The 17,403-nt window shown below is 70.7% G+C and carries 10 protein-coding genes and 1 pseudogene; 8 read left to right on the forward strand and 3 right to left on the reverse strand.

Features of this window, described 5'->3' with window-relative positions; translation table 11 throughout:
- Positions 1-179 precede the first annotated feature (179 nt).
- Positions 180-983 (reverse strand): TIGR03084 family metal-binding protein, encoded by an 804-nt coding sequence (locus ACGF2Y_RS23450; protein ID WP_392950710.1) that lies wholly within the window; start codon positions 981-983, stop codon positions 180-182.
- A 1,335-nt stretch (positions 984-2,318) separates the two neighbouring features.
- On the opposite strand from ACGF2Y_RS23450, the gene ACGF2Y_RS23455 reads away from it, so the two are divergent.
- The 3 genes from ACGF2Y_RS23455 (at position 2,319) to ACGF2Y_RS23465 (ending at position 7,075) form a co-directional block, all read left to right on the forward strand.
- The gene (locus ACGF2Y_RS23455) at positions 2,319-3,035 is read left to right on the forward strand and encodes a helix-turn-helix transcriptional regulator (protein WP_392951007.1); all 717 of its coding nucleotides are present in this window, start codon (positions 2,319-2,321) and stop codon (positions 3,033-3,035) included.
- A gap of 1,827 nt (positions 3,036-4,862) precedes the next feature.
- Entirely contained in the window at positions 4,863-5,423 is a 561-nt protein-coding gene (locus tag ACGF2Y_RS23460) for a DUF5987 family protein (protein ID WP_392950712.1), read from the forward strand.
- Positions 5,420-7,075, forward strand: a complete 1,656-nt coding sequence (locus tag ACGF2Y_RS23465; RefSeq protein WP_392950714.1) for an FAD-dependent oxidoreductase — start codon at positions 5,420-5,422, stop codon at positions 7,073-7,075. The genes ACGF2Y_RS23460 and ACGF2Y_RS23465 overlap by 4 nt, the downstream gene beginning before the upstream one ends.
- Positions 7,076-7,412: 337 nt before the next feature.
- Here ACGF2Y_RS23465 and ACGF2Y_RS23470 read toward each other — a convergent pair whose 3' ends face one another.
- Together ACGF2Y_RS23470 and ACGF2Y_RS23475 are read right to left on the reverse strand one after the other, a co-directional pair.
- Positions 7,413-8,639, reverse strand: a complete 1,227-nt coding sequence (locus tag ACGF2Y_RS23470; RefSeq protein ID WP_392950717.1) for a putative PEP-binding protein — start codon at positions 8,637-8,639, stop codon at positions 7,413-7,415.
- Positions 8,640-10,541 (reverse strand): FAD/NAD(P)-binding protein, encoded by a 1,902-nt coding sequence (locus tag ACGF2Y_RS23475; protein WP_392950720.1) that lies wholly within the window; start codon positions 10,539-10,541, stop codon positions 8,640-8,642.
- Positions 10,542-11,027: 486 nt separating this feature from the next.
- Between ACGF2Y_RS23475 and ACGF2Y_RS23480 the strand changes: the two genes are divergently transcribed.
- The 5 genes and pseudogenes from ACGF2Y_RS23480 to ACGF2Y_RS23500 form a co-directional block, all read left to right on the forward strand.
- A complete protein-coding gene (locus tag ACGF2Y_RS23480; RefSeq protein WP_392950723.1) occupies positions 11,028-11,495 on the forward strand; it encodes an acyl-CoA thioesterase in 468 nt (155 codons plus the stop codon).
- A gap of 1,009 nt (positions 11,496-12,504) precedes the next feature.
- Positions 12,505-13,503, forward strand: a complete 999-nt coding sequence (locus ACGF2Y_RS23485; protein ID WP_392950725.1) for a DUF1702 family protein — start codon at positions 12,505-12,507, stop codon at positions 13,501-13,503.
- 78 nt (positions 13,504-13,581) lie between these two features.
- On the forward strand, positions 13,582-14,550 hold the full coding sequence (locus tag ACGF2Y_RS23490; protein ID WP_392950728.1) for a DUF1702 family protein: 969 nt from the start codon (positions 13,582-13,584) through the stop codon (positions 14,548-14,550).
- A 12-nt stretch (positions 14,551-14,562) separates the two neighbouring features.
- Positions 14,563-16,491, forward strand: a complete 1,929-nt coding sequence (locus tag ACGF2Y_RS23495; protein ID WP_392950731.1) for a CRTAC1 family protein — start codon at positions 14,563-14,565, stop codon at positions 16,489-16,491.
- Positions 16,488-17,370 (forward strand): annotated as a pseudogene (locus tag ACGF2Y_RS23500) (enediyne biosynthesis protein); the annotation flags it as partial. The gene ACGF2Y_RS23495 and the pseudogene ACGF2Y_RS23500, both read left to right, overlap by 4 nt.
- Positions 17,371-17,403: the final 33 nt, after the last annotated feature.

Consider the following 17,403-nt stretch of genomic DNA (forward strand, 5'->3'; position numbering starts at 1 on the left):
GTGCGCGCCGCGGGGGCGGGGTGTTTTGGCGTCTTGGGGTCTGGGGGGGGCCCGCCCCCCCCACAACCCAACCCGCGTAAAATTGGCCCGCGCGCCCCGGGGGGGGGGGGGGGCGGGGGGCCCCCCCCCCCGCCCCCCCGGCCCCCTTTTTATCCGCCTCCGTCACCGCCTCCGTCGGGCTATCCGGGCACTTCGGTGAACTGTCCCGGGCGGCGGCCGGGGCCCGCCGGGCCGCGGTACGCCTGGGCGATGTCGAGCCACCGGTCGCTCTCGGGGCCGGTGGCGGTCAGGGCCAGGTCCACACGGTGGCGCCGCCGGGTGGCGAGCAGGCACAGGTCGACCGCGGGGCCCTCGACGAGCTCGCGCGCCCCTGCGGGCCCCATCTCCCACACTTCCCCCGAGGGTGCCGTCAGCCGGAAGCGGAACCCGGTCGGCGGCGCGGTCAGCTCTCGCGACTGATAGCCGAAATCCCAGGTGGCGACGGTGAATTCGGCGATGTGGAGGATCCGGTCGGTGAACGTCCGCCGCACGCCCAGGGTGTCCGCCACGTCCTGGCCGTGCGCGAACGTCTCCATCATCCCCGCCGCGGTGAGTACCGCGGCGGGGATGGGACGCACCAGCCACGGCACGATCTGCCCCGGCGCGATGGCGGACAGCGCCTGCTCGGTGGCGCCGCGCTGGGTCCGCCAGCGCTCCAGCAGCCGGGCGGGGCCGTCCGCCAGGTAGGGGGAGAGCCCCTGCTGGACCGCCGCGTCGAAGGACGGGCCGAGCCCGGCGACCTTGGCCTCGAAGGCCGGGGCGTCGGCGGCGGCCTTCTCCGCCAGCTCGAAGACCATGGTCAGATGTGCGATCTGATGGGCTATCGTCCATCCCTCGGCGGGGGTCGGCGTGTCCCACTCGGCATCGCCCAACTCCGCGACCAGGGCATCGATCTCGTCTCCTTCCTCGACCAGATCTGCCAGGACGTCCCTCTGCTTCGCCATGGGGAATTCCCTCCACTCGTTGCGGATATGCTCCGGCACCCAGTGTGTGGCAGTCCGTCGTCCGGTCCTTCTCTCCCGGTGCTCACCCGGACAGCTATGGACCTGGTTCGGAAGCCGGTCGAGAACCGCATCGTCGAGGAAGTCGAAGCCAGTTGTGCGGCATAGCATCGCAGTTCATGGATGACAGAACGCACAAAGCGCGCTGTGGAACTACAGTAAATCCGCCAAGGTGACCGAGAAGGGCGTGGCGAATCCGGCCCCGCTCACATCGGATCCGGTCTCTTCGAGCTCGCACTACGGGCCCGCGGGTGAACTGTGTGCGGTATCGCAAGGCGCCCGTCTCCGAAATCGCCCAGCGGCTCACTCCGGAGAACCGGACGCGCCTGCGCAGAGTCCGCCTCCGCGATACCGGGCTCCCGCCGGTGCGAACCGTGACGGCGGCAGCGTCCGTGGGGATCAGCTGCTCGCGGTCCACGGGGCGGAGTTGATCAGCAGGTGCCCCGGCCCGTGCGGCGCACACCTCCCCGGCATCGACGGCATCGACGGCATCCGCGCTGTCGCGGTCCTGGGCCCGAAGTTCCGCCCGGCCTGCCGGCGGCCGGGCCCGCGCCGGGCGGGTGACGCGGTGTGAGCGGTACCGAGGCGTCGTGGCGCCTGCCGCTCGTCACCGCGCCCGGGGAGCCGGGCTTCGCGGGGCCGGCGGCCGCGCGGGGCGGCTCGCGGACCGGCCGCCGTGCCGCCGGCGGTGCGGCATCCCGGCGCGGTGCGGCACGGCCTGCTCCAAGTCGGCCGCACCGTAAGGGTGTTGTCCGTCCCCCTGGACCGTGCCGATGCGGTCGCGGGCCGCCGCCGGGTGCTCGTGACGGGGCGCGCGGAGGCTGCCGGCCGGGGATTTTGGTGGATCACCGAAGGGTGTCGCGGCCCGGACCGGGGAACCCTGCGGTGCCCGTGGCCGCCGTCCGCCATAGCAGTTCCCGCCGTACGGACGGATAAGTCGGGAAGGATTGTTCTGCGGGCGAATTGGTTGTGTCGATAGTCCATGAAGGAGTGGCCCGCAACATCTCCGATGTTGCTGTTCCAAGGCACGGTGACGGTCGGTCACATATTCCCATGGCGTATGCATTCGAAACATAAAAAGTATGCTTGTTCAGATGCGAGGCATACTGCTATGTTCCTTTCCGCTGTGAGCGTTCTAGGTCGCCCTTCGTTCGGTGGTCCCATGACCTCGAATTCAATCGACCTGATCGCCTTCTCACTGCCCTGGGAGGGTAAATGGAGAGCGGTAAACGCGTGGTGCCTACCATTATCGATGCCGTCGAGCGGTCCATAGAGATCATGCGAGAGAACCTCTCGGAACCGCTGAGCATTGATGATATAGCCGGGTTCGCCATGTACAGCAAGTTTCATTTCTCCCGTGAATTCCAGAGGGTGACAGGCGTCTCACCAGGGCGTTTCCTGTCAGCGATGCGCATCCGAGAGGCGAAGAGGCTGCTGCTGACGACCGATCTCACGGTCACCACTATCAGCCATATGGTCGGGTACAGCAGTGTGGGAACCTTCAGCTCACGATTTTCCGGCAGCGTCGGCATAGCGCCTTCTGCCTATCGGCGGTTCAATGGGTTCGTCGGTTCGGTAAAATCTTCCGGAAAGCTGGATTCCGGAGGGGTGGTGTACGGGTCGGTCACGGCGCCCGAAGGTGCGGATCTGGGGCTGATATTTCTTGGGCTTTTCCCCACCCGGGTGCCCGAGGGAAAGCCGGTGAGCTGCACCGTCCTCCATTTCCCTGGTCATTTTGAAATCACCGGGGTTCCGGCTGGGACGTGGTTTTTGTTGGGGCATTCAGTTCCAGGACATGCCTGCGAAGCCCTGACGGAGGACCAGGCGGTTCACGTGGGCTCCCTCGGTCCTCTGGAAATGCGCCGGGATACGCCGGTCGGCCCGACCGATTTCCGGCTGCGGGGTATGCGAACGCTCGATCCCCCGATACTGGTGGCGCTGCAGCGCGTGCGGTCGGAGGCGTTCGAGGCGGACATCGTCCGGGCCGTCGGATGATCCGGCGCTGCGGCGGGGCGCCGGCCCCGCCGCAGCGTCCGCCGTACCCGTACGTGCGCCGCCGGCTTGCCCCGCGTCCCGGGCGAACGCGCCGGATCCGCCGCCGTCCGGTGGCCCGGCACCTCTTCTCCGGGCGCGGGTCGCGGCAGGGCGGCGCCCCGGTGAACGCCGCCTCCACGGGCCTGGGGCCGCTCTCCGTGGTGTGCGGCCCCAGGCCCGTGGCCTTCGGTGCGCCGCCCCGTGGCCTGCGTGGCCGCGCGGCCGGTCCGGGCGGCTCCTGTGCGCGGGGGCCCGTCTGCCGGGGGGCGCTCGTGCCGGATGGGCGGCCGGGCGGCTGGGCGGCCTTCCGGTGCCGGTGCCGCGGCCCGGCACCCGCCGAGGGCTGCCTCTCGCCGCGGCCGGCGGGCTCCGGCCGGGCGGCGGGGGCGGCCGGGGCGTCTTCGGCGGGCCTCGGGGCTCCGGCGGGAGACCGGGCGGGCCCCGCCGGGGGGGTCGTGGCGCCGGCCGGTGCCGGGCATGTGCTTTCCGCCGGCGTCCGGCAGACAGGGGCGGTTCCGGTGCTTCGCGCATTCACGTTTCCGGTCCGGTGGATCGCCGGGTCCCTCGCGTGGTCTCCGTACGCCGGACATACACATCAGCATTTCCGCTCCGCCTTCCGGGATCTCCGGGTCGCGGGACACGGGTGAGCGCTCCTTGCGAATCGGCCGGGCCTGGCCTGATGGCGCTCGGCCGCCCGCAGGAATGCGGCCCGGGGTTCTCTCCGCCGCGAACGGCTGAGAACGGCTGAGAACGCACGCCCGGTGGCCGGCGGGCTTTCCGAATACAGCCGTTCCCGCAGTCGTTCCGCGTACGCGCACACCTGGCACGCGCGGTCCGCCGTCATGCGTCAGGAGTTCGGCCGGGCCGCTGGAAAATGGTGCGGCGGCTCCGGTGCTGCCGGGCGGTTCGGAAATACGGGGAGGTCGTGCCGCTCCCTTGGGCCCGAAGACGAAATCCTGCCCTCCGAGTCCCTCGGAGGGCAGATGGCGAGAATCCCCGGACCTCTTGGGCGGACACGGCTCGCGCCGCCCTGCCGGAGGCCGTTTTTTTCCGTGGTGCGGCTTCCGCACCCGGGTTCCGGTCCTCGGCGGCACGCGGGGCAGCCGAGGTCGCCGGCAGCGGCAACGAGCCGGAGAACCCGCAGGTCACGCGGTAGGTGACGGGCCCCCGGCGGCATGTTCCGCGTCCCGGACGGTCCAGGCCGTCCGGGAACCGGGCAGCCGGTGTCCGTGGCCGTCGTGCCGGTGACCGGGAGGAGCCGAACGGCTTCCTGTATTCGCCGTGCGGACGGAAAAGGTTTTCTGCGGGATCCCGGTGGTCCGGTGGAATTCACGGGAGCGGTGGAACGGGCTGCGCATTCGCATCGAACCGTGCCGCCCGTGCCCGGTGTCTTCGATCCGGGAGCTTGCTCCGCCTGACGCGTACCGGGCCGTCCGGCGGCCTCTATCACCCCCGGCTCTGCACACAGTGCACTGTGCACTGTGCACTGTGCACTTCGTTCCGGCGCCGATACCGGTCGGTCACATCCGCGTATCGGGTGTTCGGCGCGAAGCGAAATCGATCGGCACTGGGCGGACCTCATTAACGGCGGAGAAAGGTCCGGACAGTCACGCCGCCGATGTTTGCCGTGCACAGCCCATGGGCATATGCAGATCTTTTTCGGCGGGCCGACGACAGCAATGACGGAGATGCCTGGCCCATCTCCGCGGCGGAGGATCTGTGCGGAGAGGTTCTCGACATGAGTCGCAGCCGATTCCATGCCGCCCTGTGCGTCGAAATGGAGAAGGAATGCCATCCATTCAACCGCTGCCAGATCAGGACAGAGTCAGCACGTTGGAGGCCTTCGCCGACACCATAGTCCCCGGTGCGAAACGGCATGAGGGGGACCGGGCGGTGGCCGGCGTCGTGCCGGGTCCCGGCGCGGTGGAGGCAGGCGCTCTGGAGCTGCTCCGGACCCCCGCCACCGGGCTGTCGGATGCCCTGGACGACTTCGCCGATGCCCTCAACGCCCATGCCCGGCTGTACGCCGCCGCGCAACCGGACGACTCGGTGCCGCCCTTCGTGGCCCTGTCCTACACCGAGCGGACGCACCTGGTGACCGTCCTGACCGCTCCCGGGCACCCCGAACGCGATATCTGGGTCAGTCTTGCCCTGTTCAGCAACATGGCCTTCGACACCGGCGCCCATCTGCACACCGCCGAGGCGATCGCCGCCGGGCACCCGGGCCTGGCCGCCCTGGGCTTCGCACCCCCCTCCGAGGACGGGCAGTGGCGCTTCTCGGAATTCTCCTACGGCCGCCCTCTTGCCCGTCTCCACCCCGACACCACACCCTCCGGGAGCCTGGCGTGAACGCGACCGAGCAGACCGATGTGCTGATCGTGGGAAGCGGATTCGGCGGATCCATCACCGCGTACCACCTCGCCGCGGGCGGTGCGAAGGTCACCATGCTGGAGAGGGGCCCCTGGCTGGAGTCGGACGACTTCGAGCACGACTTCCTCCTGGGTTCCTCCTATACACGGATCTTTGATTTCACCGTCGGGGACGGCATGAGCCTGCTCGGCGGCAACTGTGTCGGCGGAGGCAGTGTCGTCTACTTCGCCGCGATGCCCCGCGCACCCCGCTTCGTCTTCGACCGCACCGGAAGCATCGGGCGCCGCATGTGGCCGGCCGCCATCAGCCGCGATGCCCTCGACCCCTGGTACGACGTGGTCAGCGAGGCGCTGCCCGTGACCACCCAGAGCTGGGAGGACGTCAGCTACGCCGGCGGTCTCTTCGCCGCGGCCTGCGACCACGCCGGCCGGACCGCCAATCCCGTACCCACCGCGGTGGACAACTCCAAGTGCACGAACTGCAACTGGATGATGGCCGGCTGCCGGTTCGACGCGAAACGCTCGCTCCTGCTGAACTACCTCCCCGCCGCGCGTGCCCACGGGGCCGAGATCAGGCCGCTGCACGAGGTGCAGAAGCTCACCCGCACCGGGAACGGCGGCTACCGCGTCCACTACAACACCATCGATGACACGGACTACCGCCTGAGCAACGGCAGCGGTGTCATCGACGCCAAGATCGTCATCCTGGCCGCGGGAGCAGGCGCCACCCCGGTCATCCTGCAGCGCTCCGCCGCCGACCTCGGCGGGATGCCGCACGCCGTCGGACGCTACTTCTCCGGCAACGGCGAGCGGCTCAACAACGCGGTGATCAACGAGGAACGCGCCCGCGACCTGCTGGGGCTGGACCGCGGCGACGACATCGCCTACCTCGCCAACCAGATCGGCAAGGGACCGGTCGTGGCGAGCTGGGACAACCTCGACGGCAGCCTTCCCGAACACTCCCGGTTCTCCCTCGAACAGCTCTACTTCCCGCCGGGCTTCGGCACCATCCTCGCCCAGGTCCCCGGCGCCGCGAAGCCCAGCTGGTTCGGCGCGGAGAAGACCGAGATGGTCCGGCGCTGGCGCTCCTGGCTGACCATCTTCACGATGGTCGAGGACGACAACGAAGGCGTCTTCGGACCGCCCCCGCCGACCGGGAACGCCGTGCGGATCTCGCAGCAGATGCTCGGCCGGGGCCCGATCTCCTACCGGCCCAGCGCCAACACCCTGCGCGGCTGGGAGGAATCCGACGCGGTCGTCAAGGACATCCTGGAACGTGACGGGCTGTCCCGCGTGACGCCCTGGACCAATGATGTGGTGGGCGCCTACACCGTCCACCCTCTCGCGTCCTGCCGCATCGGCGACGACCCGCACACCTCCGCCCTGGACGACCGGCACGAACTGCGCGGCCACCCCGGCATCTTCGTGACGGACGGCTCTGCGGTTCCGGGCGCTCTCACCGTCAATCCCGCGCTCACCATCTCCGCGCTCGCCGAACGGGCCGTTCCCGGGATCGTCCGAGCGGCCCGCGAGCGCGGCATCGACGTCACCTACGGCGCCCCCACCCCCGACGGCAGCACCGCCGGCCGGGCCGGCGTGCGACGGCAGCTCCCCCTGCTCACCCGTAAGTAACGCACAGTCCCGGCCGCGGACAGTCCCGGCGGAGGGCAGCGTGTGTTCCCGCCCGGGGCGAAAGCCCCGTGGCCGGGCCGATGACTCCTGGGGCGGGCTGCGCTCCCCCGCGCCCGCCCCAGGACCGTGTCCGGGCCCGCGGCCGGGGCGGTGGCCCTCCCCTGCCTCCGCCGTCCCGGCCGCACGGCCGGCGTCCCTGTTCCGGGCCGCCCCCCTTTTTTTTCCCGGCGCGTGTCAGCGCCACGGAGCCGGCCGCCCCGGCGACACTGTTGTCCCGTGCCGCTGCCGGCGGCGCGGGACAACAGTGTTGCGGGGGATGCGGGCCCGGTGCGGCGGGTCAGGTCCGTGTGCGGGGCTCCAGGAGCAGCTGCTGGAGTTCGGCGGTGCACATCATGTAGCCGTCGGGGGCCGGCAGGTTCTCGAGGTAGTGGCCGAGGTCGGATGCCAGGGAGAAGACCCGTACCGGGGTGCCTGCGGCGCGGGCGGCCTCCACGACCCTGCGCACCCCGTCCAGGACAGCCGGGTGGCGGGTGCGGTAGGAGTCGGCGACCAGGTGGTTGCCCCGGTCCGCGGCGAGATAGAACTGCACCAGGTCCTTGATGCCGACGAACAGTTCGCTGGCGCCCGCGGCGCACATCGCGGAGGTGGCGTGTACGGCGGAGGGCGTCTCGATGAACGCTGACAGGGGAACGCCGTCCGGCAGGTCCAGGTGTGCCCGGAGCCGGGAGAACTCCGTCTCGTCGCTGACGAACGGTACGGAGAGTCCCACCCGGCCGGCTTCGTCGCCGAGGTGTCTGCGCAGGGTGGACAGCACGGCGTGCAGGGCGTCGCGGTAGGCGGCGGAGCCGAGCAGCCAGCGTGCGCCGTGCAGGCCCATCTCGGGGTTCGGCTCGACCGCGACCGGGGTGGTCTCGGTGACGCCGGCCGCGTGGTCGGAGCGCAGGTCGAGCATCCGCAGGACCAGTCGCTGGCCGGGCAGGAGCGCCTCGACGAAGCCGCAGAGCCTGCCTCCGACGGCCTGTCCGTAGGCGGTGACGCCGGCGGGGCCGCCGGCCAGGGCGTCGAGCGGGCTCAGGCCCAGTGCGAGGCAGAGGAACTCCTCGCGGATGAAGAAGGACTCGACGCGTGCGGCGTTCGGCCCGGAGGCGTTGATGGTGGTGATGTCCTGCAGGTCCGCGATGACCGCGCACGCCGAGCCGATTCCGTCCAGGACGGTTCCCCCGGCCGCGGACCTGGCGGCCGGCTCCGGTCCCAGGACGATCGAGGCGCTCTCCAGGTGCAGCGTCACCTCGCCGACCAGATCGGCGAGGTCCGCCTCCTCGACGCGGAGCACGGGTATCCCTCTGCCGCGGCACAGGGACTGCAGGTGACCGGTCGCCCCGCCGGAGCCGCAGACCACGGCGCGCGCGGCGACGATGGCGTCGTACAGTCCGGCTTCGAGGGAAGGGGTGATGAGGATGGTTCCCTCGCGTGGGCTTCTCGTCCGGTTGCAGATGCCGTGCAGCACGCTCTCGGTGCCGCCGGCCAGAAGGACCCCCGCGATCCGCCGCCCGTTCCCGTTCAACTAGCCCTCCAGGTTCTCGACGTTCCCGATCCCCAGTTGCCGACGCAGCTGCCGTGGCGTCACGGAGACGTCGTTGAGCCGTTCCACAGCGACCCGGTTGACGACTGCTCTCATCAGGCGGTCGGGCCGGGCGACATCCCTGGGAAGTGCCGGAAGACCGGCCGGGGAAGGAAGGCTCGCGTTCAACCGGGAGTCGAGTGCTTCTCTCTGCTCGCGCTGACGCGTCGCGAGCCTTCGCACTTCCAGTACCACAGACTCCTCCAGGGCCGCCCGGACCGCTTCCTCCGGATTGCTGGCATAGCTCCGGTAGTGGGGATGGCGGGCCGCGATGTCGCTCAGGCCGTCCTGCCGCAGTTCCAGCTGCTCGACCACGTGGGCCGCGACGGATACCGAGTGGTTCTTGATCGCGGCGAGGTTGAACGTGAACGCGCCGGCCCGGCCGTGCCGGACGATCTCGTCCCCCTCCCGCAGCGCGCCGACCGTGGAGACCGGGCCCGCCGGCCGCCCGTCGGCGCCCAGCAGTGTTCCGCATGCGTCGACCTCCAGGCCGCGCCCGGTGCGCTCGTGGGGGGCCGCGATGCCCTTGCGCAGGAGGTTGCGCCAGAGCGGCTGGACGACCTTGGCGTAGTCGGACTCCCTGCCGAAGTTGGAGACCACCAGGTCGGCTTCGAGACTGTGCCTCCCGTGCTGTGCGGCGATAGAGACCAGCAGCCGCCCGGAGGGTGCGGGCGTGATCGCCCGCACCCTTCCCAGGACCAGTTCCACCGGCCCGTCCGGTGGCCGCATCCCGTGTTCGATGACCCCCATCGTGTGCTCCACCGCGCCGACGCGTAAGGCCGCGATGGTGGTGGAGAACTCGTCGAGCAGGCTGCGCAGTTCGTTGGTGGGTATGCGTTCGACGGCCTCGGGGAGGTAGGGCTCCCAGGCCTTGGCGACGCACTCGGAGACGATCGCCGGGGCGATGCCTGGGTGGTCCTCCCGGACCGTCGAGCACGCTGTCCGCCATGCGGCCACGGCCCTGGCCAGGAATTCCTCACGGTTGCGGTAGGGCTCCAGCAGGGGGTCGGGGCGGGGCAGCCGCAGCACGCCGTGCTCATGGGCGGCGGGGTAGGTGCGAAAGACCGTTCCGGTCCTGGAGATGAGGCGGATCCGCCCGGTGTGACCGTTGCGCAGCAGCATGCCCGCCGAGTCGTAGGCGCTCAGCGCGGATCCGACGACGGCGACGGTGGCGTCGGACGGAAGCCGGGCGAGGGTGCGGACTCCGGCCGCGGAGTACGGGTTGCGTACGAAGCGGGGGTGCCCGGCGACCTCTGCGGCGAAGGGCGGGTCCTTGAGTTCGAGGCCGGTGGCGAGGACTGCGTGGTCCGTGCCGAGCACCTGCGTGTCCGGGAGCGGCCCGGGACGCAGGCGTTCGAGGCCGTTCGCGCGCAGGTGGCCCACCGTCACCTCCAGGCCCCGGTCACAGGCGTCCATGTCGAGCGCCTCACCGTCCGCCTCGACGAGGTCCACGCCGGGGCAGGACTCCCTTGTGGCCTCGGCCAGCCGGTCCTGGAGGTAGTCCTGGAAGATGCGGCGGGGCGCCGGGCCCTGCTCGGTGAACTCCCGTGCGGCCCAGTGCCGCGGCCAGTCCCGGCGGTCGGCCTCCTGGTTGGCCCAGCGGATGAAGTCGAGGACGTCCTCCCGGAACACGGACATGCGGCCGGCCTGGATGTTGAAGACGTGGTCCCAGGGGTTGCCGTCACGGTGGTAGGCGACTCCCGCGCAGCGGTAGTCGGGGCGCCGCTCCAGCAGCACGATCTGCAGTGGTCTTCGCGCGAAGTGGAGCAGCCGGATCGCCGTTGCGGTGCCGGCGAGACCGGCCCCCACGACGAGCACTCTGGGGCGCGCGCCCGTTCGACTCATGAAGCCTCCCCGCTCGGCCGGGGCACCCCGCGGTGCCGCCGGCGCCGGTGCTGCGTACTGACGGAAGTCGCCCGATGGAACAGGGAGACCGCGGGGCGGTTGTCGTCTTCCGTCCTTCACAGTGCGCTCCCCCTTCTTGGCGGTGTGCCGCTTCGGGAGTGCTCCGGCTCCCGCCGGACTGCGCTCTGTGCTGCGCGGTGTCCGGGCCCCGGGATCCCTCAGCAAGCCGGGAGATGCCGACCGCCGGGCGATCCTCAATCGTATCTGTGGGGTCCCTTCCCCCTGATGCGGACCGGGCCTGGTGACGGATCCGGTCGTGCCGTTCACCGGTCTTCGCGCGGTGCCCCGCCGGTCACCACACCGGCGGGGGCAGGGGGCCTCCCGGCGGCGGGGCCCGTACGGGGCGCCGCCGCCGGGATCCCGCGCCGGAACGAACAGGCGTGACCGGTGGCCGCCTGCCCTGATGACGAAGGAAAGGAAACGCTGATGGCCGACGTGCGGCCCTTCTACGAACTGCGCCATCTCGTCGGATTCGAGGAGACCAATCTGGTCGGCAACGTCTACTACGTCAACTACGTGCGCTGGCAGGGCCGGTGCCGGGAGATGTTCCTGCTGGACATGGCCCCCGAAGTGCTTGACGACATCCGCGACGACCTGAAGCTGTTCACCGTCTCGGTGAGCTGCGAGTTCTTCGCCGAGATCACCGCGTTCGACCAGCTCTCCATCCGGATGCGCCTGGAGGAGCTGACCCAGACGCAGATCGTCTTCACCTTCGACTACGTGCGCCTGCACCAGGACACCGAGAAGCTGGTGGCGCGTGGCCGGCAGCGGGTGGCGTGCATGCGCGGCCCCAACGGCGACACCCGGCCCACGAGGGTGCCCGAGGCCCTGCGGCTGGCCCTGGAGCCGTACGCCGAGCAGGTACCTGCCTCAGCCTCCGTCCGCGCGGGCTGAGACGCCGGGGATGTCCGGGTGGCGGCCCGTGCCGCAGCCCTGCCCGGATGGTGCGGCTCTCCGCCACGCTGCGTTCCGGCGGAGAGAACAAGGGGGCGCTGTTCGGGGGGCAGTCGTACGCGGCGGCCGGCTCGCGTTCCCCGCGGCCCGGGTGGGACCGGCTGCTGCGGCGGCACGGTGGCGAGGCGGCTGAGCGGCGCGGCGGTGTCCGGGCCGCGGGCCGCCGGCCGCGGATGCCGGGCTCGTCGCCGCCGGCCGTGATGTGGGGCATGGCAGGTCCTCGTCTGTCGTCGGGACGGCGGACCCCGTCCATGCTCCCGGGTCCGCCGCCCGTGACCAACTCCTGTCTTGCTCACTTCGGCCGGCCCGCCGGGGCGCCGGTCGGCCGCCCTGCGCCCCGGGTCCCGCCGGGACCCTCACCGCGTACGACATCGCGGTGTGCGGCACGCTCGCTCCGATGCCCGGGGGCGTGAACAGCCGTGCGGGCCGTGATCCGTTCGCGGGTCCGGCCCGCCGTTTCCCGTACGCCCGGACGGTGTTCAGGGGTGTCCTGGCCGGCGGTTTCCTCACCGGGCGGCCGTATCCGCCCTTCCGCCGGCGCCTGCGTGACGCGGCCGGGAGCGGCAACCCCCTTTGCACGGGTGGGGCGTTCGTGCTGCGGCCGGGCGGCGACGTGGTGGTCATCGCGGTGCTCTTCTTCCTGGTGGCCTGCTTCGCCGGCGGCCTGGCCGGGCCGGGCCGGGCGGGGCGGGGCGGGGGCCGTGAGCGCGGTGACTTTGCTCGCCGCGGGCGGGTTCACCGTCCTGTACCGGGGCGTCAGGCCGCTCGCGCGCCCGGGGGATCATCCCGTGGTATCCGGTCGTGCCCTGGGCGGTCCGGCGGCGCCGCACGCCCCTGCCGCGGCCGCGGCGGGGGTGTGCGCATTTCCGAAGATGCCGTGATCCGCGCCGCCGGCCGACGATGAGGCTCCCGCCACCCTTTTCCCGGTGGCCGGCCGAGGAGGCGCCGCGTGGCAACGGCAATGGGCTCTGTGCGCAGACTTCTGATGGCTCCGTCCCTGCGTGACGTGAGCTTCGCCGGACGCGGGTTTCCCGTGACCGAGACCGCTGCCACCAGGCAGCTGGAGGCCATCCCGCAGGCCGTGGTGGCCGGCTTCGAGTGGGGTATCGAGTCCAGGGACCTGTGGGAGACCGAGCGCCGGCTGTCGCTGGTCGACCCGCAGGTGCAGGGCTTCGCCTACGAGGGCGCGACCATGGCGTCGGTCATCCGGGACGCGCTGCCCGGCCGCGGCGGGCGCACCCGGGCGCTCCTCGAGGGCGCGGGGCGGCGGCACATCTTCCTCAACTACATCGGTATCGGGTTCGCTATGGCGAAGCTGCCCCGGCCGTTGTGGAGGAAGGTCATGCCTGATGGTCTCGACGGTGAGGAGTTCTACCCGCCGATGAGCTGGCTCGCGGTCGACGGGTACGGCTTCGACCGTGCCTACTTCGACCCCGCCCGCTGGGTCGACGGCCAGCGCCCGGACACCCCCTACGCGTGGGACGGGCACCCGGACTACTTCTGCCGGGCGGTGGACCAGGGCATCGGCCGGGCCCTGTGGTTCATCCACGGTGCGCACGTCGGGCAGGTCAGTGCCGCCGTGCGCAGGTTCGCCTCCGGGCGTGCGCCGGATCTGTGGGCGGGCGTCGGACTCGCCGCCGCCTTCGCGGGCTGCTCCACGGCCGTCGAACTGGCCGCGCTGCGTGCCGAGGCCGGTGAGCTGCACGCTCATGTGGCGCAGGGCGCCGTGTTCGCGGCGAAGGCCCGCCACTTCTCCGCCACCGTGCCCGAGCACACCCGGACCGCGCTGCACGCGCTGGCCGGGATCACCGTCGAGGCGGCGGCCGCGCTCGCCGACGCCGCGGCGCCGGGGCCGGATGCGGCGGGTGGTGTCCCGGCCTATGAATTGTGGCGCCGTACGGTGCGGGAAAAACTTCCCACGCATACCCGTCAAGCATTCCTGGAGTAGCCGTACGGGTACCCCTTTCGAATATCTTCGTCTAACGAACGGGAAATTCAGGCAAAGGATCGAGGGGCGGTATTCCAGGTGTCCATGATGCGTGCGCTGAGGCGCCGAGTCCTCACGCCGAATGTCCGGGAAACGCAACTGGAAACACGCGGGTTCCACATCAAGAACGCGGAGGCCAAGCAGCAGCTGGAAGCGGTCGGGACGAGCTTCCTCCAGGGTTACGCCTATGCGGTCGAGGCACGCTCCGCGGACCAGGCGGCCGGCTGGCTGGAGACGGTTCCCCGGGACTTCCGCGGTTTCGCGTACGAGGGTGCCGGCATGGGCGCGGTCATGCTGGACTCGCTGACGGGCGGCGGCAAGCGGCTGGCCGGGATCCTTCAGGGCCCGGGGCGGCGCCACCACTACATGGTCCATGTGGGTGTCGGCTGGGCGATGGCCAGGCTGCCGCGGTTCCTGTGGCCCGATGTGACCGCGTCCGATCCGGTGCTGCGCTGGCTGATCCTGGACGGGTACGGCTTCCATCAGGCGTACTTCAGGACCGACGCCTACGTCCGTGACCCCGGCCCGGAGCGCCCCTTCAGCTGGAAGGGAGGGCCGGACGCCTACAGTGCCCGGGTCATCGACCAGGGCATCGGCCGGGCCCTGTGGTTCGTCGGCGGCACCGACCCGGACGTCGTCGCCGAGCTCATCGACGCCTATCCCGCCCACCGTCACGGCGACATGTACGCCGGTGCCGGGCTCGCCTGCACCTATGCGGGCAGCGCCGACGAGGACGAGCTGCGGCGCTTGGCCAAGCACGCGGGTGAGTACCGGCCGAACCTGGCGCAGGGTTCCGCGTTCGCCTGCGAGGCACGCGAGCGGGCGGGTACGACGACCGGTCACACGCATGTCGCCGCTCGTGTCCTGTGCGGCGGCCGGACTCCCGGGGAAGCGGCCCGGGTGTGCACCGACGCGGCGCCCGGCGGCTGCGACGGCGGCGAGGTTCCCGCATTCGAGATCTGGCGGCAGCGCATCGCCGCAGAGATCACTTCCGTTCCGCACGCGTAGAAAGGTGCCGGTATGACACACCCGATTTCCTGGCTGCGGAAGCAGGCGCCCGGAGTCCTCGCGCTCATTCTCATGGTCGGGACCTTTTATGCGGTGAAGCCGGGCGAGTCGAGCGCTGCCGATAAGGCGGAGCTGGCGGAGAAGTTCGCCTTCAGGCCGATGGCGATAGCCATGCCGGCCGGATACACGAAACAGAGTGTCCGTAAGGTCAACAAGGCCTACAAGCACATCGAGGCGTGGATCTCCTCGGTCGGTGCGGGCGTCGCCATGAACGACATCGACGGCGACGGCCTGCCCAACGACCTGTGCATCACCGACCCGCAGATCGACCAGGCCGTGGTCACCCCCGCACCGCTGCCCGGCCGCACGAGCCCGTCGTACGCGCCGTTCGCCCTGGGCATGTCGCCGCTGCCCGGGAGCGGGACCATGGCCCCGATGGGCTGTGTTCCCGGTGACTTCAACGAGGACGGGGCGATGGACCTGCTCGTCTACTACTGGGGCCGTACTCCGGTGATCTTCCAGGCGAAGAGGGAGCCGGGCAAGGACACCACGGTCATGGGCGCGGAGCACTTCGAGCCGGTGGAGCTCGTCCCCGGCGACGGCGGCGAGGACTACACCGGCCCGCTGTGGAACTCCAACACCGCTGCCGTCGCGGACTTCGACGGGGACGGGCACAACGACATCTACATCGGGAACTACTTTCCCGACAGCCCCGTCCTGGACGACACCGTGGACGGCGGCGTGACGATGAACGACTCGCTGTCCCACGCCCAGAACGGCGGCGGCGGCCACTTCTTCCGCTGGACCCCCTCCGGCTACGAGCAGGTCGACAACGTCCTGCCCAAGGGCATCGACCGGGGCTGGACGCTGGCGGTCTCGGCCACCGACCTGGACGGGGACATGCGTCCGGAGATGTACCTGGCGCACGACTTCGGGACCGCGGCCCTCCTCCACAACCGGTCGACCCCCGGAAAGTTCAGGTTCAGCGAGGTCAAGGCCCGGCACACCGCGACCACTCCGAAGTCCAAGGAGATCGGCCGCAGCTCCTTCAAGGGGATGGGCGTCGACTTCGGCGACCTGGACAACGACGGCCTCTACGACGCCTTCGTCTCCAACATCACCACGTCCTTCGGTATCCAGGAGTCGAACTTCGCGTTCATCTCGACGGCCCGTGACCAGGCCGGCCTGCGCACCGCGTTCCGCGACGGCGTCGCCCCCTACAAGGACGAGAGCGCACCGCTGAACCTGGCCTGGTCCGGATGGGGCTGGGACGTGAAGATGGGTGACTTCGACAACGACGGAATCCAGGAGATCGCCCAGGCCGTCGGCTTCGTGAAGGGCAAGCGCAACCGCTGGGCCCAGCTCCAGGAGCTCGCCACCGCCAACGACGCGCTGGTCAAGCACCCCCGCTTCTGGCCCCGTGTGGAGGAGGGCGACGACGTCGCCGGCGACCAGCACCTGCGCTTCTTCGTCCAGGACAGGGACGGCGAGAGCTACAGCGACCTGTCCGAGCAGCTCGGCCTGGCCGTGCCCGTGCCCAGCCGGGGCATCGCCACCGGCGACGCCGACGGCGACGGCCGCCTCGACATGGTCGTGGCACGCCAGTGGGAGGACCCCGTCTTCTACAGCAACACGAGCCAGGACACCGGCGGTTACCTCCGTCTCAGCCTCACCGACCGGGCCGGTTCGCCCGTGGTCGGCGCGCAGGTCACCGTGACCCTGTCCGACGGCAGCATCCGCCTGGGGCGGGTCGACGGCGGCAGCGGCCACTCCGGCAAGCGCAGCCAGGACGTGCACATCGGCCTCGGCCAGGAGGCCGAGGGCCCGGTGCGGACCCGTCTGACCTGGCGTGACCGCGGCGGGCAGGTGCACAACAAGGATCTCCGGCTGGACCCCGGCCGGCACTCGCTGGAACTCGGCGCCGACGTGAAGGAGAAGTGACCGTGCCCGAAACCAAGGCGAACACGGCTGCCGCCCCCCGGCACGACGTGAAGGTCATCACCGCGCTGCGCCGGTTCGCGATCTCGATCTCGGTCCTCAACATCGCCGGGTACACCTTCCTCGGCTTCGAGCAGCCCTGGCTGTGGCCGTTCATCGCGGTCCTCACCGCCTACGTGGTGGAGACCGGCCTGGAGCTGGTCAGCGCCAGGGGTGAGAAGCGCCCGCCGCGCTTCGCGGGCGGGGGACCCAAGGGGATGGTGGAGTTCCTCTTCCCCGCGCACATCACCGGTCTCGCGGTGAACATGCTCACCTACGTCAATGACCGCGTCTGGGTCCTGGTGTTCGGCGTCATCGTGGCCGTCGGCACCAAGTGGGTGCTGCGGGCCCCGCTCAAGGGGCGGATGCGGCACTACATGAACCCGTCGAACTTCGGGATCACGGTGATCCTGCTGCTCTTCCCGTGGGCGAGCATCGCCCCGCCCTACCACTTCACCGAGTACCTGTACGGTCCCGCCGACTGGGTCCTCCCGGCGATCATCCTGGTCCTGGGGACGCTGCTGAACGCGAAGCTGACGGGCCGTATGTGGCTGATCGGCGCCTGGCTGGCCGGGTTCGCCCTCCAGGCGGTCATCCGCGGCCTGGTGATGGGGACCTCCATCCCCGCGGCGCTGGGCATGATGACCGGGGTGGCCTTCATCCTCTTCACGAACTACATGGTCACCGACCCCGGCACCTCGCCCTCCAAGCGTTCCTCCCAGATCGCCTTCGGCGCCGGCGTCGCCGCGATGTACGGGGTGCTGACCGGGCTGGGCATCGCGTACGGCATCTTCTTCGCCACCGCCCTGGTCTGCCTGATCCGCGGCGGCTACCTGTGGGGCCTGCACTTCCTGGCCAAGCAGCGTGCGGCGGCAG

Source organism: Streptomyces sp. NPDC048142, assembly GCF_043202835.1.
GTDB lineage: Bacteria > Actinomycetota > Actinomycetes > Streptomycetales > Streptomycetaceae > Streptomyces.